The 1,107-nt window shown below is 28.6% G+C and carries 3 protein-coding genes; all 3 read left to right on the forward strand.

All coding sequences use genetic code 11. The features are described 5' to 3' along the window. On the forward strand, positions 1-360 hold a 360-nt coding region (locus tag EII29_RS12270; protein WP_158612538.1), incomplete at its 5' end, for a hypothetical protein. Between the two features lie 14 nt (positions 361-374). Then, positions 375-842, forward strand: coding sequence for an osmolarity sensor protein EnvZ (locus EII29_RS11275; RefSeq protein ID WP_125237594.1), 468 nt, complete (start codon positions 375-377; stop codon positions 840-842). Positions 843-913: 71 nt separating this feature from the next. Next, a partial coding sequence (locus EII29_RS11280) for a hypothetical protein (RefSeq protein WP_148096432.1) occupies positions 914-1,107 on the forward strand: 194 nt, incomplete at its 3' end.

Here is a 1,107-nt window from a genome sequence, read left to right on the forward strand (position 1 = left end):
GATAAAGCACTTGGAAATAGTCCAACTTCGAGAATAGGTTTAGGAGAGACGTTTAAAACATTTGACACATTTGAAAACGGAGTGGCAACAAGTATAAAGTCAATAAATTTAAAAGCTTCGTCGTATCAAAGTGGTTCTGTTCTTTTAACTAATATGAAAAAGGCTATAAATGCTGCTTCGGAATTTAAAACAGCAACTTTAAATGGATTAACATTAGACTCAGACCAGATCAAAACAAAAATAGTAAATTTTGTAATAAATGATATAAATTTAAATCAATCTCAAATGGAAACTTTTAAAAAAGTAATAAGGTATGGACAGGAAAAAGGAATAAAAATAAAGATAACAATAATAAAGTAAAGGTGGAAAATAAAATGATAATGATTCAAGTATATAAGGAAAAAAAACAAAAACACTTTAGAATAGTAATACTTCCAACAGGAAGAAATGAAATGGGTTTGATTCAAGTAAAAGATTATGGAATAATATCATATCTAAGTATAAAAGAAATTTATAAAATGGGGGAATTTATTTTATGGGCGTTAAATCAAAGTGATAATGAAATAATAAAAGATAAATCAGAAGTAGAATTTTCCAAAAAATTTTTTAATTATAATTCGTATAGAAAAATCACTATAGATTATAATTTGATTAATATAAAGATTGTTAATAATGTATGTAAATTAGAGTTATTAAATAAAGACGGCTATGGTTTTACATCTTTTAAAGATAAAGATGGTAATTTTTTAGAATATGAATTTAAAAAGAAACCAACAGCCTATGAATTAGGGAGTAAACTAATGGAAATGTTTGAGTATAAGGAAAATTATGATGAAATTTAAAAAAATAAGTAAATTTCCCCCCCGCATTGTCGAAGTCGACGAAGGAGCGAAGACCGCGGGGTAGCGGGAGTATGAGGGCGGCAATGAGCCCTCATGAACTCTTTTACAATAACGTAAAGAACATAACTTATAAAGGAACACATGCAGAAGATACAACAATGATATACAATAATGTGGAGAACATAAATAAGGAAGCAGTGGAACTGAATAACAGATATTCTTCAAGCGGAAAAAGTACGGGAATAAATGCAGGAGCAACAGTAGG

The organism is Leptotrichia sp. OH3620_COT-345 (assembly GCF_003932895.1).
Classification (GTDB): Bacteria; Fusobacteriota; Fusobacteriia; order Fusobacteriales; family Leptotrichiaceae; genus Pseudoleptotrichia.

Bases quoted from the DNA above. Each gene is read 5' to 3' on its own strand.
- EII29_RS11275 (WP_125237594.1), top strand. From the start codon at position 375: ATGATAATGATTCAAGTATATAAGGAAAAAAAACAAAAACACTTTAGA.